Consider the following 16,415-nt stretch of genomic DNA (forward strand, 5'->3'; position numbering starts at 1 on the left):
AAATGGAGAAAGAATCCTAGTACTTCGGTGAACTTTCATCAAAAAGGGGCTTTTGCGTCAGCCCCTTTTCGCTTGCGTTGATTTTATTTCCCCCACTCCTCCGGATTCTCCCGCCATTTTCGCAATGTCGCCAGATCGTGTTCGCTGACGGCGCCAAGGCGAACGGCCGTTTCGATGAGGGTGTTGTAGTCCGTAAGCGTGTAGGCAGGCAAATTCTCTTCGGCAAACGCCTGTTTCGCTTTTTCGAGCCCGTATGTGAAAATGGCGGCGACGCCCAGCACCTCGCAGCCCGCCTCTTTCAAGGCGCGGACGGCCGCAAGCGAGCTGCCGCCCGTCGAGATCAAGTCTTCGATAACGACCACGCGCTGGCCCGGTTCGGCTTGGCCTTCAATTTGTTTTCCTTTGCCGTGCGCTTTCGCCTGGCTGCGGACGTAGCACATCGGCAGCTCAAGCCGCTCGCTCACCCAGGCGGCGTGCGGGATGCCGGCGGTTGCGGTGCCGGCGATGAGGTCCGCTTTAGGGAAATGGGTGCGGATGAGTTCGGCGAGGCCGTCGGCGATCGTGCGGCGCACGTCGGGGTAAGCGAGCGTCAGGCGGTTGTCGCAATAAATCGGCGATTTCAAGCCCGAAGACCATGTAAACGGCTCGTTCGGCTGCAGGGCGACGGCCCCGATTTGAAGCAGTTTGGCGGCGATGTCGTGTTTCATTCTCTCTCTCCTCCGTTCCATTCGTGTTGCAGGCGGGCATACGCCCCGAGCGGATCGGCGGCGCGGGTGAGGCTGCGGCCGATGACGATGTAGTCAGAACCAAGCGCACGCGCTTTCCTTGGGGTGACGACGCGCACTTGGTCGTGCGCTGCCTCATCGGCAAAGCGGATGCCCGGGGTGACGGCGAGGAACGAGGCGCCGCACCGTTCTTTGATGAGCGGCGCTTCGTTCGCCGAGCAGACGACGCCGTCAAGGCCGCTTTCGTTCGCCAAGGCGGCGTAATGGGCGACTGTTTCCACAAGCGGGCGGGAAATCCACAGCTCCTCATGAAGCATTCGCTCGTCCGTGCTTGTCAGTTGGGTGACGGCGATGCAGCGCGGTCGGGCGGCGCCGCTTGGCGTGCCGGCGTCAAGCCCCTCGATCGCCGCTTCCATCATGCGCCGGCCGCCGGCGGCGTGGACGTTCACCAAATCGACGCCGACACGGGCGAGCCCTTTCATCGCCTGTTTCACCGTATTTGGGATGTCGTGCAGTTTTAAGTCTAAAAAGACGGCATGTCCTTGTTCTTTGAGAAACGCGACGATGGCTGGACCTTCCTGATAGTACAGCTCCATGCCGACTTTGACGAACAGCGGCGTTCCGGCAAACGGCCGCAAAAACCGCTCCACCTCTTGTTTTGATGGGAAATCAAGCGCGACAATGAACGGCGTGTGCACCGGTCTTCCAGCTCCTTCCTATGCATTCGGAAATGTGGCCGATCCCGAGGTCGTCCAACAGCGCCGGCAGGTCGTTGATGATCGTCGGGCAGACGAACGGATCGACGAAGTTGGCTGTGCCGACCGCAACCGCGCTCGCGCCGGCGTAGAAAAACTCGAGCACGTCTTCCGCCGTTTGCACACCGCCCATGCCGATGATCGGAATCGACACCGCTTGGCTCACTTCATAAATCATGCGAATGGCGATTGGCTTGACCGCCGGGCCAGATAAGCCGCCGGTGCCGTTGGCCAAAACGGGCCGGCCTGTTTTCACGTCGATGCGCATGCCAACGAGCGTGTTGATCATCGTCAAGCCATCGGCGCCCGCTTGTTCAATGGCTTTCGCCATCGCGACGATGTCGGTGACGTTCGGAGACAGCTTCACGTAAACCGGCACGGCGGACACTTCTTTGACAAGCCGCGTCAGTTCCGCTGCCACGTCCGGCACGGTGCCGAACGCAATCCCGCCTTTTTTCACGTTTGGGCAGGAAATGTTGAGCTCTAACGCATGGACATTGGGCGCTTTGGAAATCGCTTCGGCTACCTCGACGTACTCTTCCACCGTCGAGCCAGCGATGTTGGCGATGATCGGGACGTCAAACTGTTCAAGCCACGGCAGTTCTTCTTCGAGCACTTTGTCAAGGCCGGGGTTTTGCAGGCCGATGGCGTTTAACATCCCGCCCGGCGTTTCTGCCACCCTTGGTGTCGGGTTGCCAAAGCGCGGCTCTTTTGTCGTCGCCTTGATCATAATGGCGCCTAACACGCTTAAATCGTAAAACCGGGCGTACTCGCGGCCAAATCCAAAACAGCCGGACGCCGGCATGATCGGGTTTTTGAGCGAAAGACCCGGCAGTTCGACCGCAAGCCGGTTCATAGCACCACCTCCCCGGCCCGAAACACCGGGCCGTCGCTGCATACTTTTTTATACGCCGTCTCGCTCCCTGGCACATGGCAGACGCAGGCGAAACACGCCCCGACGCCGCAGCCCATCCGCTCCTCGAGCGACACGTACACCGGCCGGTTCGGAAACCGTTCCGCCAGCGCCCGAAGCATCGGCTTCGGACCGCAGGCGTACAAGACGTCAAACTCAAGCGAACGCGCTTCGATCACATCGGTGACGCGCCCGGCCGTTCCGTGCGAGCCGTCATCGGTCGCGACATGCGTCTCGCCGAACGCGGCAAATTCCTCTTCGTAAAAGACCGCCGCTTTCGTTTGAAACCCGAGCACGCTCACCACTTTGACGCCGCGCTTTGTGAGCTGTTTCGCCAGTTCATAGAGCGGCGGGACGCCGATGCCGCCGCCGACCAGCAGCGCGCGGCCGCCCGCCGGCGCGGCCTCGAGCGGAAAGCCGTTGCCGAGCGGGCCGAGCACATCGACCGCATCGCCCGGCTGTTTTTGCGCCAACAGCGCGGTGCCTTTTCCTTCCTGGCGGTAGATGATCGTGCACTGTCCGCGCTCCCGATCGATATGGCAAAGGCTGAGCGGGCGGCGCAAAAGCGGATCGGCCGTTGCCGCTACCTTCACATGGACGAACTGGCCCGGCTGTTTCATCTGTTGCACGAGGCGACCAGCAAGCGTCAATTCATACGTCCGCTCGGCGATCCGCCGCTGGCTTGCGACCGTCATTCGTTCGCGGCCGATCATGAGCGCACCAGCCCTTCCGTCATCGCTGTCGTTGAAAACGTCATCGATTCGAGCACTTGCAGCATCGCCCGGGCCGTATCGAGCGACGTCAAGCACGGGATGCCGTTTTCGACCGCTTCGCGGCGGATGCGGAAGCCGTCGCTTTCCGGCTGCTTCCCTTTCGTCAGCGTGTTGATGACGACTTGCGCCTTCCCTTGGCGGATGACATCCAAAATGTTCGGTGACGCCGAGTGGATTTTATTGACGACCGTCACCGGAATGCCGGCCGCTTTCAACGTTTCCGCCGTGCCGTTCGTCGCCAACAGCTGGTAGCCGATGTCGGCAAAGCGGCGCGCCAGCTCGACGGCTTCTTCTTTGTCTTTGTCGGCCACCGTCAACAACACCGCCCCATGCGGCTGGATCTGGATGCCGGAGGCGACGAGCCCCTTATAGAGCGCTTTTTCAAACGTCACGTCTTTGCCGATCACTTCGCCGGTCGATTTCATTTCCGGGCCGAGCGAAATGTCGACGTTGCGCAATTTCGCAAACGAGAACACCGGCACTTTCACGTACACGCCGGGGCGCACCGGGCAGACGCCCGTCTCATAACCCATGTCGGCGAGCTTCGCCCCTAAAATGGCTTTCGTGGCGAGATTCGCCATCGGCACGCCGGTGATTTTGCTTAAAAACGGCACCGTGCGGCTTGAGCGCGGGTTCACTTCCAAGACGTAGACGTCGCTGCCTGCGACGACGAACTGGATGTTCAACAGCCCGACAATATGCAGCCCGCGCGCCAGTTTCACCGTATAGTCGGTAATTTTTGCGATGACGTCATCGCTTAACGTTTGCGGCGGATAGACGGCGATCGAGTCGCCGGAATGGACGCCGGCCCGTTCGATATGTTCCATGATCCCCGGAATGACGACCGTCTCGCCGTCGGCGATGGCGTCGACTTCGACTTCCTTGCCAGTGATGTAGCGGTCGACAAGCACTGGGTGCTGCGGATTGACGCGCACGGCATGTTCCATGTAATGAAGCAGCTCTTCGCGGTTGTAGACAATTTCCATCGCCCGGCCGCCGAGCACGTACGATGGGCGGACGAGCACCGGATAGCCGATTTCTTCGGCGATGGCAACCGCTTCTTCGACCGAAACAGCCGTTTTGCCGGCCGGTTTCGGAATGCCAAGCTCTGAGAGCGCCTGTTCAAATTTGTCGCGGTCTTCGGCACGGTCCAAATCTTCAAGCGTCGTCCCAAGCAAGCGGACGCCGCGCGCTTCGAGTTCCGCCGCCAAGTTGATGGCCGTCTGACCGCCGAATTGGACGATGACGCCGACCGGCTGTTCGAGGTCGATGACATGCATCACATCTTCAGCCGTCAACGGTTCGAAATACAGTTTGTCCGATGTGCTGAAATCGGTCGAGACCGTTTCCGGGTTGTTGTTGATGATGATCGCCTCGTAGCCGGCTTGTTTGATCGCAAAGACGCAATGGACGGTCGCGTAGTCAAACTCAATCCCTTGGCCGATGCGGATCGGGCCGGAACCAAGCACGATGACACTCGGTTTTTCCGTCACGATCGATTCATTTTCTTCCTCGTACGTGCTGTAGTAGTACGGCGTTTCCGACGTGAACTCGGCCGCGCACGTATCGACCATTTTGTACACCGGCACGATGCCTTCCTGGCGGCGCAGCGCGTAAACGTCGCGCTCCGTTTTGTTCCATAATGCCGCTATCGCCGCATCGGAGAAGCCGAGCCCCTTCGCTTTTTTTAACACGTCAAGGTCGTCCGGGTGGTTTTTCAAGACCGTTTCCATCTCAATAATGTTTTGAATCTTATGCAGGAAAAAGCGGTCAATTTGGCTCCATTCATGCAGCGTCTCCACTGTCACCCCGCGGCGGAGCGCCTCGGCGATGTAAAAGAGCCGCTCATCGCCCGCCTTGCGGATCCGTTTTTCCATCACGTCGTCGGCGGCCGTTTTCGCCTCGTTCAATTCCAGATGATGCACCCCGATCTCGAGCGAACGAACGGCTTTTAACAGTGATTCTTCGAACGTCCGGCCGATCGCCATCACTTCGCCGGTCGCTTTCATTTGCGTGCCAAGGCGGCGGTTCGCCGATTCAAATTTGTCAAACGGAAAGCGCGGAATTTTCGTCACCACATAGTCGAGCGCCGGCTCGAAGCAGGCGTACGTTTTCCCGGTGACCGGGTTGATCATTTCATCAAGCGTCAACCCGACGGCGATTTTCGCCGCCAGTTTCGCGATCGGATATCCCGTTGCTTTGGACGCCAGCGCCGACGAGCGGCTGACGCGCGGGTTCACTTCAATGACGTAATAGCGGAAGCTGTCCGGGTCAAGCGCCAGCTGGACGTTGCAGCCGCCTTCGATGCCAAGCGCGCGGATGATCTTAAGCGACGCGTTGCGGAGCAGCTGATACTCGCGGTCGCTTAACGTCTGGCTCGGGGCGACGACGATCGAATCACCCGTATGAATGCCGACCGGATCGATGTTTTCCATGTTGCAGACGACGATCGCGTTGTCGTTGGCGTCGCGCATCACTTCGTATTCAATCTCCTTGTAGCCGGCGATGCTCCGCTCGAGCAAGCATTGGTGCACCGGACTCAGCTTCAGGCCGGTTGACACAATCTCGACAAGCTCTTCTTCGTTCGTGCAAATGCCGCCGCCCGTGCCGCCGAGCGTGAACGCGGGGCGGACGATGACCGGATAGCCGATTTGTTCGACAAAGGCGTACGCTTCCTCCAAGCTGTGAATAATCGCGCTTTCCGGCACCGGCTCGCCAAGCTCGTTCATGAGGGCGCGGAACTGTTCGCGGTCTTCCGCTTTTTCGATTGCTTCAAGCTTCGTGCCGAGAATTTCGACGCCGCACTCCTCGAGCACCCCGGCTTTGGCCAGTTCCACCGCCAAGTTAAGGCCCGTTTGGCCGCCAAGCGTCGGCAAAATCGCGTCCGGCCGCTCTTTGCGGATGATGCGGGCGACAAAATCGAGCGTCAGCGGCTCCATATAGACTTTATCGGCGATTTCCGTATCGGTCATGATCGTCGCCGGGTTTGAGTTCACCAAAATGACTTTGTATCCTTCTTCTTTTAGGGCTAAGCACGCTTGCGTCCCTGCGTAGTCGAACTCGGCCGCCTGGCCGATGACGATCGGCCCCGAGCCGATGACTAAAATCGTTTCAATGTCGCGGCGTTTAGGCATGGATGACTTCTCCTTTCTTGTTGAACTGGCGGATGAGCGCCAAAAACTCGTCAAACAGCGGATTGGCATCTTCTGGCCCCGGCGACGCTTCCGGATGATACTGCACCGTAAACGCCGGGAAATCGAGATGGCGCAGCCCTTCGACTGTGCCGTCATTTAAGGCGACGTGCGTCACTTCAAGACGCGTGCCGGCAAGCGATTCATGCGTGACCGTATAACCATGGTTTTGCGACGTGATGGCGACTTTGCCGGTGCGCAAGTCTTTGACCGGATGGTTCGAGCCGCGATGGCCGAATTTCATCTTCTCCGTATTCGCCCCGCATGCCAAGGCGAACAGCTGATGGCCGAGGCAGATGCCAAAGAGCGGCGCTTTGCCCAAGATCCCGCGGATCATCTCGATCGCTTCCGGCACGTCTTTCGGGTCGCCCGGTCCATTGGAAAGCATGACCCCATCCGGATGCCAGCTCAATACGTCTTCCGCCGTCGCATTGTACGGCAACACGATGACATCGCAGTTTCGCTTGTTCAGTTCGCGCAAAATGCCGTGCTTCATCCCAAAGTCGATCAAGACGACACGCTCGCCGCGCCCCGGGCTTGGGTAGGCGCTTTTTGTTGAGACGCGCCGCACTTGGTCGCGCGGCCACTCCATCGCCCGCAGCTTGGCCGCCGCTTCCGCCGGATGGACATCCAGCCCGCAAATCATTCCTTTCAGCGTTCCGTGCTGGCGGATGACCCGTGTCAGTTTGCGCGTGTCAATGCCCGCGAGTCCCGGAATGTCTTTTTCTTTTAAATACTCATCCAGCGTCAGTTCGCCGCGCCAGTTGGACGGCATGAGGCACGCTTCTTTGACGATGAATCCGTGCACGTACGGGCGGATCGCTTCAAAGTCGTCGCGGTTAATACCGTAGTTGCCGATCAATGGATACGTCATCGTCACAATTTGCCCGCAATACGACGGGTCGGTCAAAATTTCTTGATACCCGGTCATGCCGGTGTTAAAGACGACTTCGCCGGTCGTCTCTTTCGTGCTGCCAAACGCTTCGCCGACAAAAAACGAACCGTCTTCCAAAATGAGCTGCCGTTTCATGTCATTCTCTTCCTTTCTTCCATACGAGTGTTCCGCCGACAAACGTCATCACCGGCCAGCCTTGGCATTTCCAGCCGGCAAACGGCGTATTTTTCCCTTTTGAGGCAAACGTCTCGGGATCAATCGCTTCTTCCGTTTCCAAATCGATGACCGCAATGTCCGCCGGCGCCCCGACGGCAAGCCGTCCGGCCTTAAGGCCAAAACATTGCGCCGGCTTGATCGTCAGCCAGTCGACAAGCTGCTTTAATGTAAACACGCCTGTTTTGACGAAATGGGTATATAAGAGCGGAAACGCCGTCTCGAGCCCGACGATGCCAAACGGCGCCGCCTCGATGCCTTTCGCTTTTTCCGCTGCTGTATGCGGCGCATGATCCGTAGCGATAAAATCGATCGTGCCATCGAGCAGGCCCTCAATGAGCGCCTCGCGGTCCGCGCGGCTGCGCAGCGGCGGGTTCATTTTGTAGTTTGCATCCAACCCTGGAATGTCTTCGTCGCACAAGAGCAAATGGTGCGGCGTCACTTCGGCCGTGACGCGGATGCCCGCCCGCTTCGCGTCGCGGACGGCGCGCACCGACTCTTTCGTACTGATATGGCAGACGTGATAATGGCATCCGGCTGCTTCCGCGAGCAGGACGTCGCGGGCGATGTGCACCGCTTCGCAGACGGATGGAATGCCGGCGAGCCCATGCCGGCGGGCGAACTCGCCGTCATGCACCGCTCCGCCGTTTGTCAGCGTGTCGTCCTCGCAATGGGCAACGATCGCCATATCGAGCGCCGCCGCCTGTTTCATCGCTTCAAACATCATCCCGGCCGACTGGACGCCGACGCCGTCATCGGTAAAGGCGAACGCCCCTGCTTCTTTTAGCGCCGCAAAATCGGTCATCTCCTCCCCTTTTTGCCCAATCGTGATCGCCGCGTACGGAAGCACGTTGACGCGCGCCGTTTCGCGGATGCGGGCTTGCAGCCATTCCATCTGTTCTTTCCGGTCCGGCACCGGATTTGTGTTCGGCATGGCGGCAACCGTCGTAAAACCGCCTTTCGCCGCGGCGAGCGTGCCCGTTTCAATCGTTTCTTTCGCCTCGCCGCCTGGTTCGCGCAAATGAACGTGCAAGTCGATCAAGCCGGGAGCGATGAGACGGCCGCCGACGTCGATCACGTCCTCCCCATCCGCTTCGAGCGGCTGTTCATACAGGATCGCCGCAATGGTTCCGTGTTCCATTTTGAGATGTGTCCGCACCAATTTCCCATCTTCATTGAACGACATGCCATTTTTCAGCCATACGTCCATGCTCCATTCTCCCTTCCATTGCCCGTTTTAAGACAGCCATCCGGACGTAGACGCCGTTTTCCATTTGTTTAAAAATGCGCGATGCCTTCGCTTCGACAAGTTCGCTGGCGATTTCGACCCCGCGGTTGACCGGCGCCGGGTGCAAGATGATGGCGCCCGATTTCATCCGCCGCGCCCGCTCAAGCGTCAGCCCGTACCGCGCATGGTACTCTTCTTTTGTCAGCCCCATCGTTTCCGCATGGCGTTCATGTTGGATGCGTAACAGCATCACGACATCGGCGCGGGCGATGGCCTCGTCGACTTCGACATACGTCCCGTACGGATTCGTTTCATCTTTCCACTCCGCTGGTCCGGAAAACAGGACGTTCGCGCCCAATCGTGTCAACACTTCCGCATTGGAGCGGGCGACGCGGCTATGACGGATGTCGCCGATGATCGCCACCGTCAAGCCAGTGAAGGCGCCAAACTCTTGGCGGATCGTCAATAAATCCAAGAGCGACTGGGTCGGATGGTGCCCGCAGCCGTCACCGGCGTTGATGATCGGAATGCCGACCGTATGGCGGAGCGCTTCGAAATACGCATCTTCGTGATGGCGGATGACAACCGCATCGACGCCGATCGCCTCAAGCGTCCGTACGGTATCGTACAGTGTCTCCCCTTTTTGCACGCTCGAGCGTTCCGGGTCAAATGGAATGACATGAAGCCCAAGCTTCCGTTCCGCCATCTCGAAGCTGCATTTCGTGCGCGTGCTCGGTTCGAAAAACAAGTTGGCGACGTACATCGGCGCCGCCGGGCGCCAAGCGCGGCCGCGGCGGAACGCTTCCGCTTCATCAAGCAGCCGGGTGATGTCGGAAAGCGGCAGTTCGCTCAATGTAAAAAGATGGGTCATTGGCCTCTCTCCCTTTCTTTTTTTTGCAAAAAAACACCTTGCCGGCTGGGCAAGGTGTGACGATCGGCGCATGGCAGAACCGGAGAAGGTGCACTCCGGCCCTGGATGCGCCTGTTTTCACACCTTTTTAAGCCTCACGGGACTTAATTAAAAGGTGTTTTGTATTCGATTTAGGCAACATCGCCGCTGTCGTTTTCAGCTTCAAATAAGTTTTCCGCTTCTTGCGGACGCCCCGGCAGCACTAAGTTGAGCAGGACGCCGACAATGGCCGAGAGCGCCATCCCGGTGATTTGGAAGCTGTCGCTGATTTTCAGCACCGCTCCGCCGATGCCGATGACCAAGATGACCGAGGCGATGACTAAATTGCGCGTCTGACCGAAATCGACGCGGCTGTCGATCAACATGCGCAGTCCGGACGAGGCGATGATGCCAAACAGCAAGATCGACACACCGCCCATGACCGGCGTCGGAATCGAGCTGATCAGCGCCGTGATTTTGCCGACGAAGCCGAAAGCGATCGCGATGACCGCCGCGCCGGCCAGCACGTAGACACTGTAGACGCGGGTGATCGCCAGTACACCGATGTTTTCCCCGTACGTCGTTTTCGGCGGACCGCCAAGCAAGGCGGAGATCATCGTCGCCGTTCCGTCCCCTAAAATCGAGCGGTGCAGCCCCGGTTTTTGAATGAGGTCGCGGCCGACGACTTTGCTTAACACAAGCTGGTGGCCGATATGCTCGGACAAGGTGACGATCGCCACCGGCACCATGAGCATGACGATCTCGGCAGTGATGCGCACCGGATAATCGGCAAACGGAATCAAGAAATCCGGCCATTCGAACCATTTCGCCGCCGCCACTTTCGACAAGTCAACCAGTCCGACAGCGAGGGCGTAAACGTAGCCGACAACGATGCCGACAAGCACTGGAATCAAGCTCAACATGCCGCGCGCAAGCACCGAGCAGACGATCGTGGCCGCAAGCGTCACAAGCGCCACCGAGAAATGAAGCAGGCTGTATTTGCCGTCCGGGCCGTTCATCGCCATCCCGACCGCCGTGCCGGCTAAGCCGAGACCGATGACGATGATGACCGGACCGACGACAACCGGCGGCAGCAGCTTCATCACCCATCGGTAGCCGGCTTTTTTAATGATGAGGGCGACAACCCCGTACACCAATCCGGCGAGGAAGCTGCCAATCATCGCCGCTCCCGGGCCGCCAGCCGTTTTCGCCGCGATGATCGGCGCAATGTAGGCGAACGACGAGCCAAGATACGCCGGCACTTGCCATTTCGTAATGAGCAAAAACGCCAATGTTCCAAGCCCGCTTGTCAGCAAGGCGATCGACGGATCTAAGCCGACTAAGTACGGCACTAAAATCGTCGCCCCGAACATGGCGAATAAATGCTGAAGGCTTAAGGTGATCCATTGCCCAACAGTCGGGCGGTCTTGAATGTCCAACACCGGTTTGTTCATCTTTCGTCACTCCTTTGATCAAATGAGCGAGGCTTGCTTTTTAGTGTGCACAAAAAATCCCTCTTTGCCCGCGAAGACGCAAAGAGGGTGCAGAAACAGCCGAAACGATCCCGCCCCTTTTGCAGCCTCACGGGACTGCGCTTAAAAGGGTGCTTCGCTATTTTTCATGAATGGAGACTTGATCGATGCCGTCCACTTCCGAAAGCTCCACGACGATCAGTTCCGAACGAGAGGTCGGCACGTTTTTGCCGACGAAATCAGCGCGGATCGGCAGTTCCCTGTGGCCGCGGTCGACAAGCACGGCGAGCTGGATGCGCGACGGGCGGCCCAAATCCATGACCGCATCCATCGCCGCCCGCACCGTCCGGCCGGTAAACAGCACATCATCGACTAAAATGACATTCCGCTCGCTCACCGGAAACGGCACATTCGTTCCTTTCACAAGCGGTTCATGGTCGTCCGTCTTCACGGTCAAATCGTCGCGGTACAAGGTGATGTCAAGCTCACCGACGGGAACGGACGCCCCTTCAATTTGCTCGATCCGCTCCGCCAAGCGGCGCGCCAAGTAAATGCCGCGCGTTTTAATTCCGACAAGCACGCAGCCGTCAATGCCTTTGTTTCGTTCGATGATTTCGTGGGCGATGCGCGTCAAAGCGCGGCGAATCGCCTGTTCGTCCATCACGACCGCCTTTTGCATTCCGTCCACCTCCTAACAGCGCATACACGCCGCGGCCAGCGTGTTTCCGCAGGCGGCGCGCCAACCAGGCCGTTCCCGCCTGTTTTCATAAAAAACCCCCCGCCTGTGAAGCGGGGGATGGCGCGCTTATCGCCAAACAAGATGGGCATACATCGCCCTTCTTTGTCATTCCGACCCCTTTTCAGCCTCACAGGACTGAACTTAAAGGTTCCTGTTCACCTGTTTTCATTGTAAAGGGGGCGTGTTCGTTTGTCAATCGTTTTTTCGCAGCCAGTCAAGCAGCTCGGCAAACTCCGGCGGCAACGGCGCTTCGAATTCCAAATACTCGCCGCTTCTCGGATGACGGAAGCCGAGCACCCCGGCGTGCAGCGCCTGGCCGTCGATGGCGAGCGTTTTTTTCGGCCCGTATTGCGGGTCGCCAGCGAGCGGGTAGCCGATGTATTTCATATGGACGCGAATTTGGTGCGTCCGCCCCGTTTCCAGCTGGCACTCCACATACGTATAATGGCGAAACCGCTCGAGCACGCGGAAATGGGTGACCGCTTCCTTCCCGTTTTCTTCGGTGACGGCCATTTTCTTTCGATCGCGCTTGTCGCGGCCGATCGGGGCATCGATCGTGCCATAATCGTGCGGAATGACGCCGTGGACGATCGCCTTGTAGCGGCGCGTCACCGTTTTGTTCACCAGCTGCTCGACGAGCGAGCGGTGGGCGGCGTCGTTTTTCGCCACCATCAATAGTCCTGATGTGTCTTTGTCAATGCGATGGACGATGCCGGGGCGAAGCACGCCGTTGATCCCGGACAAGTCGCGGCAATGGGCGAGAAGCGCATTCACAAGCGTGCCGCGCATATGCCCGGGCGCCGGATGGACGACCATGCCACGCGGCTTGTTGACGACAAGGACATCCTCATCCTCATAATAAATGTCAAGCGGAATCGGCTCCGGCTCGACATGAAGCGGCTCCGGCTCAGGAGGCGAAACGGCGACCGAGTCGCCCGCCTCGCATTTGTAGTTCGCTTTCACCGTCTGGCCGTTCACGGTCACAAGCCCGTTTTTGATCCATTGCTGCACTTGCGAACGCGACCATTCGTCATTTAGCGCCGCGATCACTTTATCGATCCGCTCGCCGTCATATTCGTCTTCGATGTGAAACGTGATCGTGTCCATCTACTCATTCCCTTTCTCTGGTGTCGCGAAAAAAAACATATGGACAAACAGCAAGATGACGCCGACGGTCAGCGCCGAGTCGGCGATATTGAACACCGGAAAACTGTACGTGCCGATGTACGCGTGGATGAAATCGACCACTTCCTTGCGAAAGACGCGGTCGAGAAAATTGCCAATCGCCCCGCCGAGCATCAGCCCAAGCCCTACGCCCGCCAGGCGTTCAGAAGGCTTCAGGCGGCGGATGTAGACCACGATCGCCGCCACGACAATCACCGTAATCAAATAAAAGAGCCAAAACTGCCCTTCTAGCATGCCCCATGCCGCGCCGCGGTTGCGGTGCGACGTAATATAGAGCACATTGTCAATGATCGGGATGCTTTCCCCAAGCCGCATATAGCGGACGACAAGCCATTTCGTCCATTGATCGAGGATGACGACCGCCGCCGCAATCCAATAGTATGCCACCGTGCCAAGTCCCCCTGTCCTTCTCATTCATCCTTTTTGCATTGTAGCATAATTCGCCATGGCAAACAAATGAAGCGGCAAGGCCGCCCCAAGGCAGCCTTGCCGCTTTTTGTTACGCGTAATAATGTTCGTTCACAATGTGCGCGCAGCGCGGACAAAGCGTTGGATGCGACGGATCGGCGCCGACTTCTTTCGTCACCGTCCAGCACCGCTCGCACGTCTCGCCTTCCGCCGGGCGGACGATCACCGCTACATGGTTAAGCCGTTCGGCTTCGGCCGGCGCGGCGTCATACGGCTCATCGGCGATCGAAAAGGCGGAAACGATGAGAAGCTGGCGCAAGTCGGCATCAAGCGACGCCAATAGCTTCCGCGCCTCGTCTTTCGGGTAGACGATGACGCTCGCGGTCAGCGATTTGCCGATCACTTTTTCATTGCGGGCGTTCTCGAGCGCTTTGAAAATATCATCGCGCACGTCCATAAACGCATCCCATTTCGCCAGCAGCGCTTCTTCGCTGTCGATCGCGATCGGCTCCGGCATATCGGTGAGCTGGACGCTTTCGACGTTTTCTCTTCGATTCGGGATATGCTCCCACACTTCATCGGCGGTATGCGGCAAAATCGGCGCGATGAGCTTCGCCAACGCGACGACCGTCTCATAGAGCACCGTCTGCACGGCGCGGCGGGCGCGCGAGTCGGCCGCTTCGATGTACAAAATGTCTTTCGCCATATCCAAGTAAAACGCGCTCAGCTCGACGGTGCAGAAATGGTTCATCTCATGGTACACGGCGGCGAAATCGTAGCGGTCATAGGCCTTTTTCACTTTGGCGATCAGCTTGTTCAACTTCGCCAGCATATAGCGGTCGACTTCGCCAAGCTCCCCAATCGGCACGGCGTTTTCGTTCGGGTCAAAATCGAACAAGTTGCCGAGCATAAACCGGAATGTGTTGCGGATTTTCCGGTACACTTCGGACACTTGTTTTAAAATATGATCGGAGATGCGCACGTCCGCTTGGTAGTCAACCGAAGCGACCCAAAGGCGCAAAATGTCGGCGCCAAACTGTTCCATCACTTTCGTCGGCACGACGACGTTGCCGAGCGACTTGCTCATTTTCCGCCCTTCGCCGTCCAAGACAAAGCCGTGGCTCAACACGCCTTTATACGGCGCTTTGCCGGTGACGGCAACGGCGGTGGACAGCGATGAGTTGAACCAGCCGCGGTATTGGTCGGAGCCTTCCAAGTACAAATCAGCCGGACGCACGAGATCGTCGCGTTCGACCAACACGGCTTGGTGCGACGAACCGGAGTCAAACCAGACATCCATAATGTCCGTTTCTTTCGTAAAGATGCCGTTCGGGCTCGACGGATGGGTGAATCCTTCCGGCAGCAAGTCTTTCGCCTCGCGTTCAAACCAGACGTTCGACCCGTATTGGCGGAACAAGTTCGACACATGCTCAATCGTCTCATCGGTGATGATCGGTTCACCGTTTTCGCCGTAAAAGACCGGAATCGGCACCCCCCAGGCGCGTTGGCGGGAAATGCACCAGTCGCCGCGGTCGCGCACCATGTTGTGGATGCGGATTTCCCCCCACTCCGGAATCCATTTCGTTTCCTTAATCGCTTGAAGCAGCTCGTTGCGGATTTTATCGATCGATGCAAACCATTGCGTTGTCGCCCGGAAAATCGTCGGCTGCTTTGTCCGCCAGTCGTGCGGATACGAGTGGGTGATAAACCCAAGCTTCAACAAAGCGCCGACTTCCTCAAGCTTCTGTGTAATCGCCTTGTTGGCGTCTTCGTAAAACATCCCGGCAAATCCCGGCGCTTCCTCGGTCATGTAGCCGCGCTCATCAACCGGGCAAAGGACCGGAAGCCCATATTTTTGCCCAACGAGAAAGTCGTCTTCCCCGTGGCCCGGCGCCGTATGGACGCAGCCGGTGCCGGCGTCGGTCGTGACGTGTTCGCCGCAGACGACAAGCGAGTCGCGCTCATAAAACGGATGTCTCGCCACGACGTATTCAAGCTCGTTTCCTTTGACCGTTTTGACGACCGACCATGCGTCCCAACCGATTTCTTTCGCCACCGATTCCGCCAAGGCGGCAGCGACGACATACCGTTTTCCGCCGACATCGACAACATGGTAATCCAAATCCGGATGAACCGCGATCGCTAAGTTCGCCGGAATCGTCCACGGCGTCGTCGTCCAAATGACGATTCGCTCATCGCCCTCAAGCACGCCTTTGCCGTCTTTCACCGGGAAGGCGACATAAATCGACGGCGAACGCTTGTCTTTATATTCGATTTCCGCTTCGGCGAGCGCCGATTCGCTTGACGGGGACCAATAGACCGGCTTCAACCCTTTGTAGATGAGCCCTTTTTTCGCCATTTCGCCGAACACTTTAATTTGCTGGGCTTCGTACTCCGGTTTGAGCGTAATGTACGGGTTGTCCCAGTCGCCGCGCACACCGAGCCGCTTGAACTGCCGGCGCTGGTTGTCGATTTGTTCATACGCGTATTGCTCGCACAACTTGCGAAACTCGGCGACGCTCATCGATTTGCGGTCGACGCCTTGCTTCGCGAGCGCCGTTTCGATCGGCAGTCCGTGCGTATCCCAGCCCGGCACGTACGGCGCGCAATAGCCGCTCATCGATTTGTAGCGGACGATGATATCTTTTAAAATTTTATTCAGCGCATGGCCCATATGAATGTCGCCGTTGGCATACGGCGGGCCGTCATGCAGGACAAACAGCGGCCGTCCTTTCGTCCGCTCCTGCACTTTCCGGTAAATGTCCATCTCTTCCCATTTTTTTTGCATTTCCGGCTCCCGCTTCGGCAAGTTGCCGCGCATCGGGAACTCGGTTTGCGGCATAAGCAGCGTCTCTTTGTAATCCATCCTTGCTCCTCCTTCGAACGATAGATTCCAAATAAAAAACCGTTCTCCCCCGGCAAGGGACGAGAACGGTCTCGCGGTACCACCCTTCTTGGCCATGCAAACGACGCACAGCCCACTTTTCATTCGTAACGGGAATGACGCGCCATGGCCTACTGGATGTTCG

13 protein-coding genes and 1 other annotated feature (1 of these 14 only partly in view) are annotated in these 16,415 nt (G+C 58.2%); all 13 genes read right to left on the reverse strand.

Going from position 1 to position 16,415, the window contains the following annotated elements:
- Positions 1–83 precede the first annotated feature (83 nt).
- The 13 genes from pyrE to ileS all read right to left on the reverse strand — a co-directional run bounded on the left by pyrE (position 84) and on the right by ileS (position 16,252).
- A complete protein-coding gene (pyrE, locus tag NSS88_RS03105; RefSeq protein ID WP_033016098.1) occupies positions 84–707 on the reverse strand; it encodes an orotate phosphoribosyltransferase in 624 nt (207 codons plus the stop codon).
- The gene (gene pyrF, locus NSS88_RS03110; protein WP_055358165.1) at positions 704–1,423 is read right to left on the reverse strand and encodes an orotidine-5'-phosphate decarboxylase; all 720 of its coding nucleotides are present in this window, start codon (positions 1,421–1,423) and stop codon (positions 704–706) included. Before pyrF ends, pyrE begins: the two co-directional genes overlap by 4 nt.
- Positions 1,395–2,336, reverse strand: coding sequence for a dihydroorotate dehydrogenase (locus NSS88_RS03115; protein ID WP_033016100.1), 942 nt, complete (start codon positions 2,334–2,336; stop codon positions 1,395–1,397). The genes pyrF and NSS88_RS03115 overlap by 29 nt, the downstream gene beginning before the upstream one ends.
- Positions 2,333–3,106, reverse strand: a complete 774-nt coding sequence (locus NSS88_RS03120; protein ID WP_049624358.1) for a dihydroorotate dehydrogenase electron transfer subunit — start codon at positions 3,104–3,106, stop codon at positions 2,333–2,335. Before NSS88_RS03120 ends, NSS88_RS03115 begins: the two co-directional genes overlap by 4 nt.
- Positions 3,103–6,300: a carbamoyl-phosphate synthase large subunit gene (gene carB / locus NSS88_RS03125; protein ID WP_055358166.1), complete on the reverse strand. Its 3,198-nt coding sequence runs from the start codon at positions 6,298–6,300 to the stop codon at positions 3,103–3,105. The genes NSS88_RS03120 and carB overlap by 4 nt, the downstream gene beginning before the upstream one ends.
- Entirely contained in the window at positions 6,293–7,387 is a 1,095-nt protein-coding gene (locus tag NSS88_RS03130; protein ID WP_055358167.1) for a carbamoyl phosphate synthase small subunit, read from the reverse strand. Before NSS88_RS03130 ends, carB begins: the two co-directional genes overlap by 8 nt.
- Position 7,388: 1 nt before the next feature.
- Positions 7,389–8,675 (reverse strand): dihydroorotase, encoded by a 1,287-nt coding sequence (locus NSS88_RS03135; protein ID WP_055358168.1) that lies wholly within the window; start codon positions 8,673–8,675, stop codon positions 7,389–7,391.
- Complete coding sequence (locus NSS88_RS03140; protein ID WP_055358169.1) at positions 8,638–9,564, reverse strand: aspartate carbamoyltransferase catalytic subunit; 927 nt, start codon at positions 9,562–9,564, stop codon at positions 8,638–8,640. The genes NSS88_RS03135 and NSS88_RS03140 overlap by 38 nt, the downstream gene beginning before the upstream one ends.
- Before the next feature lie 170 nt (positions 9,565–9,734).
- Positions 9,735–11,036 (reverse strand): solute carrier family 23 protein, encoded by a 1,302-nt coding sequence (locus tag NSS88_RS03145; RefSeq protein WP_055358170.1) that lies wholly within the window; start codon positions 11,034–11,036, stop codon positions 9,735–9,737.
- A 157-nt stretch (positions 11,037–11,193) separates the two neighbouring features.
- Positions 11,194–11,733 carry a bifunctional pyr operon transcriptional regulator/uracil phosphoribosyltransferase PyrR gene (pyrR, locus tag NSS88_RS03150; RefSeq protein WP_055358171.1) on the reverse strand — a complete coding sequence of 180 codons (540 nt, stop codon included), beginning with the start codon at positions 11,731–11,733 and terminating at the stop codon, positions 11,194–11,196.
- Positions 11,734–11,985: 252 nt separating this feature from the next.
- The gene (locus NSS88_RS03155) at positions 11,986–12,900 is read right to left on the reverse strand and encodes an RluA family pseudouridine synthase (protein ID WP_055358172.1); all 915 of its coding nucleotides are present in this window, start codon (positions 12,898–12,900) and stop codon (positions 11,986–11,988) included.
- Complete coding sequence (lspA, locus tag NSS88_RS03160; protein WP_081106623.1) at positions 12,901–13,392, reverse strand: signal peptidase II; 492 nt, start codon at positions 13,390–13,392, stop codon at positions 12,901–12,903. It lies immediately after the preceding gene.
- A gap of 85 nt (positions 13,393–13,477) precedes the next feature.
- The gene (ileS, locus tag NSS88_RS03165; RefSeq protein ID WP_055358174.1) at positions 13,478–16,252 is read right to left on the reverse strand and encodes an isoleucine--tRNA ligase; all 2,775 of its coding nucleotides are present in this window, start codon (positions 16,250–16,252) and stop codon (positions 13,478–13,480) included.
- 52 nt (positions 16,253–16,304) lie between these two features.
- Positions 16,305–16,415, reverse strand: a binding site (T-box leader) (it continues 110 nt past the right edge of the window).

It is taken from the genome of Geobacillus sp. FSL W8-1251, assembly GCF_038005945.1.
Classification (GTDB): Bacteria; Bacillota; Bacilli; order Bacillales; family Anoxybacillaceae; genus Geobacillus; species Geobacillus stearothermophilus.

Excerpts from the sequence above, each read along its gene's own strand:
- ileS (WP_055358174.1), bottom strand. The coding sequence starts at position 16,252 with ATGGATTACAAAGAGACGCTGCTTATGCCGCAAACCGAGTTCCCGATG.
- pyrR (WP_055358171.1), bottom strand. The coding sequence starts at position 11,733 with ATGCAAAAGGCGGTCGTGATGGACGAACAGGCGATTCGCCGCGCTTTG.
- NSS88_RS03140 (WP_055358169.1), bottom strand. The coding sequence starts at position 9,564 with ATGACCCATCTTTTTACATTGAGCGAACTGCCGCTTTCCGACATCACC.
- NSS88_RS03115 (WP_033016100.1), bottom strand. The coding sequence starts at position 2,336 with ATGAACCGGCTTGCGGTCGAACTGCCGGGTCTTTCGCTCAAAAACCCG.
- pyrE (WP_033016098.1), bottom strand. The coding sequence starts at position 707 with ATGAAACACGACATCGCCGCCAAACTGCTTCAAATCGGGGCCGTCGCC.
- NSS88_RS03135 (WP_055358168.1), bottom strand. The coding sequence starts at position 8,675 with ATGGACGTATGGCTGAAAAATGGCATGTCGTTCAATGAAGATGGGAAA.
- carB (WP_055358166.1), bottom strand. The coding sequence starts at position 6,300 with ATGCCTAAACGCCGCGACATTGAAACGATTTTAGTCATCGGCTCGGGG.
- NSS88_RS03130 (WP_055358167.1), bottom strand. The coding sequence starts at position 7,387 with ATGAAACGGCAGCTCATTTTGGAAGACGGTTCGTTTTTTGTCGGCGAA.
- NSS88_RS03155 (WP_055358172.1), bottom strand. The coding sequence starts at position 12,900 with ATGGACACGATCACGTTTCACATCGAAGACGAATATGACGGCGAGCGG.
- NSS88_RS03145 (WP_055358170.1), bottom strand. The coding sequence starts at position 11,036 with ATGAACAAACCGGTGTTGGACATTCAAGACCGCCCGACTGTTGGGCAA.
- lspA (WP_081106623.1), bottom strand. The coding sequence starts at position 13,392 with ATGAGAAGGACAGGGGGACTTGGCACGGTGGCATACTATTGGATTGCG.
- NSS88_RS03120 (WP_049624358.1), bottom strand. The coding sequence starts at position 3,106 with ATGATCGGCCGCGAACGAATGACGGTCGCAAGCCAGCGGCGGATCGCC.